General features: G+C 65.4%; 3 protein-coding genes and 1 pseudogene. 2 read left to right on the top strand and 2 right to left on the bottom strand.

All coding sequences use genetic code 11. The features are described 5' to 3' along the window. Positions 1-291, bottom strand: a pseudogene (locus RMO89_RS19055) (LytTR family transcriptional regulator); the annotation flags it as partial. Between the two features lie 156 nt (positions 292-447). On the opposite strand from RMO89_RS19055, the gene RMO89_RS19060 reads away from it, so the two are divergent. Together RMO89_RS19060 and katG are read left to right on the top strand one after the other, a co-directional pair. Continuing rightward, positions 448-990: a DUF2306 domain-containing protein gene (locus RMO89_RS19060; RefSeq protein WP_310535153.1), complete on the top strand. Its 543-nt coding sequence runs from the start codon at positions 448-450 to the stop codon at positions 988-990. Between the two features lie 291 nt (positions 991-1,281). After that, positions 1,282-3,480: a catalase/peroxidase HPI gene (gene katG, locus RMO89_RS19065; protein WP_310535155.1), complete on the top strand. Its 2,199-nt coding sequence runs from the start codon at positions 1,282-1,284 to the stop codon at positions 3,478-3,480. Positions 3,481-3,579: 99 nt separating this feature from the next. Here the strand turns inward: katG and RMO89_RS19070 are convergent, their stop codons facing one another. Continuing rightward, a complete protein-coding gene (locus tag RMO89_RS19070) occupies positions 3,580-4,848 on the bottom strand; it encodes an aspartate kinase (protein ID WP_409035585.1) in 1,269 nt (422 codons plus the stop codon). Positions 4,849-4,957: the final 109 nt, after the last annotated feature.

A 4,957-nucleotide genomic window follows, 5' to 3' on the forward strand; every position in this document is an offset into this window, starting at 1 on the left:
GACGGTCATCGGCACAGTCGCGATCAGGCAGGCGATCAGCCACAGCGACCATTCGGGCAAGTCGAGCACCGGCCCCAGCCGCGTCGTCAGGCCGCCGATCGGCCGGTAACAGGCATAGCCTGCCCAGGCGAGGCCGAGCCAATAGATCAGCCGCTGCGGAAACGGCGCGGCAAAGCTGCCGAATGGACCGATCAGAGCCAGCACGAAGCCGATCACGGTCATCACCGCGAGGTCGATGATGACTTGCCGCGCGGGATGCGGTGCCTTGGCTGCGGGGGACCTCTCGCTCATCCCAGCCAGAACTAGCGCCCGTTTGCGCTTCGTAAAGTGGCAAGCGCCGGGTTTCCCGCACCATTCGCGCAAGGGGAGGCACCTTTCCCGCAAGCGGGCTTGCCCGGGAACGGGCGGGCGGCAGGAAGGGTCAACACCTGACCGGAGCACCTGACCATGACCGCCACCATCACTGCAACGCCCATCCGCACCGCACCGCGCCGCACATCGCTTGACCTCAGCCCGCTCACCCGCGCCGCTGTCGGCTTGGTCGGGGTGGGCCTCACCGCCGCCAGCGCCTTGGCCATCACGCGCTATGCCGCCGGTCTTGCTCCCGACCATCCCGGCGGTCATCTGGTGGCCGTGGCGATCCACGTGGCCGCCGTCGTCCCCGCTGTGCCGCTGGGCGCGTTGCTCATGCTGTCGCGCAAAGGCACTCCGCGCCACAAGCTGCTGGGCCGCATCTGGATCATGCTGATGGTCGTCACCGCGCTGTCCGCGCTGTTCATCCGGCAGGCCAACCACGGCCAGTTCAGCCCGATCCACCTGTTCGTGCCGCTGACGCTGTTTGGCGCATGGAAGACCGTCGCCACGATCCGCCGCGGCGACATAGCCGGGCACCGCAAGGCGCTGATCGGACTCTATCTGGGCGCGCTGGCCCTGCCCGGCCTGTTTTCCTTCCTGCCGGACCGGTTGATGGGAACATGGCTGCTGGGCTGAGACCCATCCTTGCTCCGGCACGGATCGCCGCAAAGGTGTGGCAACTTGCAACCGATCATGGCTCTGCGGGGGCGAACCGAAGCCACGGGTGTCAAGCCCGGGCCCGTCGGGTCGCTCCCGCCCTCGGTGAAAACCGGGGGCGGGGTTATTAAGCAGACCCCCATCGGTATGGTGCGCCTCCGCAAATAAATCGCTTTATCCAACTACAGAAACCATGTTTGATCGCTTCTATCGATCAATCGGCAGGCCCATCTTCGCTCCATACCGAATCACATTCGCAGGAGCAGGATCATGAACGCAGACACCGGCAAGATGAGCGGAAGCGGTTGCCCGTTTCACGCAGATGGAGGCGTACGCGCGCTGCTGGGCCGCACCAACCGCGACTGGTGGCCCGATGCCCTCGCCGTGGACCTCCTCGCCCCCCATGGCCCGGCTGATCCGATGGGCGCGGACTTCGACTATGCCGAAGCCTTCAACGCGCTCGACTATCATGCGCTCAAGGCAGACCTGACCGCACTGATGACCGACAGCCAGCCGTGGTGGCCAGCGGACTATGGCCACTACGGCCCGTTCTTCATCCGCATGGCCTGGCACGCAGCCGGCACGTACCGCACGGCAGACGGCCGCGGCGGGGCCAACAGCGGCCAGCAGCGGTTCGCCCCGCTCAATTCCTGGCCCGACAACGGCAACCTCGACAAGGCGCGCCGCTTGCTGTGGCCGATCAAGCAGAAGTACGGCAAGCACATCTCGTGGGCCGATTTGTTCGTTCTGGCGGGCAATGTCGCGATTGAATCGATGGGCGGGCCGGTGTTCGGCTTTGGCGGCGGCCGCAAGGACGTGTTCGAGCCGGAAAAGGACATTTACTGGGGTCAGGAAGAAAAGTGGGTGGGCGAGGAAGGCAATCTCTCCCGCATCCGTCCCGACGATCAGGCAGACCTCGAAAACCCGCTCGCGGCGATCCAGATGGGCCTGATCTACGTGAATCCGGAAGGTCCCGGCGGCGTGCCCGATCCGCTGCAATCGGCGCGCGACATCAAGATCACGTTCGAACGCATGGCGATGAACCACGAGGAAACCGTCGCGCTCACCGCTGGCGGCCACACCTTTGGCAAAGCGCACGGCGCGGGCGATGCCGCGCTGGTCGGCGTCTCGCCTGAAGGCGGCGACATCACCGCGATGGGCCTCGGCTGGCTGAGCAGTTACGAAAGCGGCATTGGTCAGCACACGATCACCAGCGGCATCGAAGGCGCATGGGTGAACACGCCCACCGAATGGTCGGCCAACTATTTCCGCCTGCTGCTCGATTACGACTACGAACTGGTCAAGAGCCCGGCGGGCGCGCACCAGTGGCAGCCGGTGAACCAGAAGCCCGAGGACATGGCCCCGGCGGCATGGGACGCATCAGTCAAGGTGCCGACGATGATGACCACGGCCGACATGGCGCTGAAGATGGACCCCGAATTCCGCGTCATCTCGGAGAAGTTCCGTACCGATCACGAAGCCTTCAAGGATGCCTTCGCCCGCGCCTGGTTCAAGCTGACGCACCGCGACATGGGACCCAAGGCCCGCTACCTCGGCCCCGAAGTGCCAGCCGAAGACCTGATCTGGCAGGACCCGGTCCCCGCCGGCACCCTGCCGACAGAGGGCGAAGTCGCCGCGCTGAAGGAAAAGATCGCGCGTTCGGGCCTGACGGTCAGCCAGCTGGTCAAGACCGCGTGGGCATCGGCCAGCACCTATCGCCGATCGGACCACAGGGGCGGTGCCAATGGCGCTCGCATTCGCCTTGCCCCGCAGAAGGACTGGGAAGTCAACGAGCCGGCGGAACTGGCCAAGGTCCTCGTGCAATTCGACTATCTGCGCGCCGGCACCTCGCTGTCGCTGGCCGATACCATCGTGCTGGGCGGCGTGGTCGGCGTTGAAATGGCGTCCAAGGCGGCAGGCCATGAGATCACCGTGCCCTTCATGGGCGGACGCAGCGATGCCAACGAAGCGCAGACTGACGCGGAAAGCTTCGCCGCGCTTGAGCCCCAAGCCGATGCCTTCCGCAACTACCTGCCCAAAAAGCTGCGGATCAGGACCGAGGAACTGATGCTCGACAAGGCATCGCTGCTCGGGCTTTCTGCCCCGGAAATGACCGTGCTGATCGGCGGCCTGCGCGTGCTCGGCGCCAACCACGGCGGGCGCGGCCACGGATCGTTCACGCACCGCCCGGGCGAGCTGACCAACGACTTCTTCGTCAATCTGCTGGGCATGACCAACGCGTGGAAGGCCGCGGAGAGCAGCGACGAGGAGGAGTTCATCGCCACCGACCGCACCAGCGGCGGCGAAACCTGGCGCGCCACCCGTGCCGACCTGGTTTTCGGCTCAAACTCCGAACTGCGCGCGATTGCCGAAGTCTATGCCGAGAACGGCAACGAGGCGAAGTTCGTCGCGGACTTTGTAAAGGCGTGGACCAAGGTAATGAACGCCGACCGCTTCGGCCTCAAGTAAGCGTCACGCCATAGCCCGGCGGCTGCCTCCTTGCCGCCCGGGTCGCGCCCCGCCTCCGGATCACAAGCCCGGGGGCGGGGTTTTATGTGGCGAGCCTATTCAAGCCGCCTCGTCGCTCGCGTCGAGTTCATAGGCTGAGTGCAGCACGCGCACCGCCAGTTCCGTTTCGTCCGCGTCGATCAGCACGGAGACCTTTATCTCGCTGGTGGAGATCGCCTGGATGTTGATGCCGCGATCCGCGAGGCTGCGGAACATGGTGGCGGCGACGCCGGCGTGGCTTTTCATACCTACGCCGACAACCGAGATCTTGGCGACCTTGCCGTCGCTGATCATACGGTAATAGCCGATCGCTTCCTTCTGCGATTCGAGCAGCGCCTGCGTGCGGGCAAGGTCTGCGCCGGGGACGGTGAAGGTCACGTCGGTCTCGCCCTTGTCCTTGGCGATGTTCTGGATGATCATGTCGACGTTGATGTTGGCAGCCGCCAGCGGGCCGAAGATCTGCGCCACTGCGCCCGGCCGGTCAGCGATGCGGGTCAGGGTGATCTTGGCTTCGTTCTTGTCGGCGGCGATGCCGGTGATGAGCTGGCGTTCCATATCGATGCCCTCTAGTTCTTCGTCAGAGACGATCATGGTTCCGGGGATGGTGTCGGCGGCGGGAGCGTCATCGTCAATGAATGACGAGAGCACCTGAACCCGCACCTTTTCCTTCATGGCAAGGCTGACCGAGCGGGTCTGGAGGACCTTCGAGCCGACCGAGGCCAGTTCGAGCATTTCCTCGTAAGTGACGTACTTCAGCTTGCGCGCCTTGGCGACGATGCGCGGGTCGGTGGTGTAGACCCCGTCAACGTCGGTGTAGATGTCGCAGCGGTCCGCGCCAATCGCCGCCGCCACGGCGACCGCCGAGGTGTCCGACCCGCCGCGCCCCAGCGTGGTGATGCGATTGTCCGCCGTCAGTCCCTGGAAGCCGGGGATCACGGCAATCTCGCCCGCCGCCATCGAGGCGAGCAGAGCGTCCGAGTCGATCCCCTCGATGCGCGCCTTGGCATGGGCATCGTCGGTCTGCACCGGCAGCTGCCAGCCGAGCCACGAGCGCGCCTTCGCGCCGATCGCCTGCAGGTGCATGGCCAGCAGGCCGGAAGTAACCTGTTCGCCTGCAGCCACGACGACGTCATATTCGGCGGGATCGTAGAGCGGGTCCGCCTCGCGGCAGAAGTTCACCAGCCGGTCGGTCTCGCCCGACATGGCCGAGACGACCACCGCCACTTCATGGCCAGCCGCCTGCTGGCGCTGGACGATCCGCGCAACGCGGCGGATGCGCTCCGTGCCGGCCATCGAGGTGCCGCCGAATTTCATCACGATGCGGGCCAAGTTGAGGCTCCTTCGGGTTCGACAATCGTAAGATTCTTGCGCGCAAGCCCTTCCCCGCGCGGCGGGGGCGCTTTAGGAAGGGCGCATGGCGAATGCAACAACGATCAGG

The sequence above is a fragment of the Novosphingobium sp. genome (genome assembly GCF_031424035.1).
GTDB lineage: Bacteria > Pseudomonadota > Alphaproteobacteria > Sphingomonadales > Sphingomonadaceae > Novosphingobium.

Excerpts from the sequence above, each read along its gene's own strand:
- katG (WP_310535155.1), top strand. The coding sequence starts at position 1,282 with ATGAACGCAGACACCGGCAAGATGAGCGGAAGCGGTTGCCCGTTTCAC.
- RMO89_RS19060 (WP_310535153.1), top strand. The coding sequence starts at position 448 with ATGACCGCCACCATCACTGCAACGCCCATCCGCACCGCACCGCGCCGC.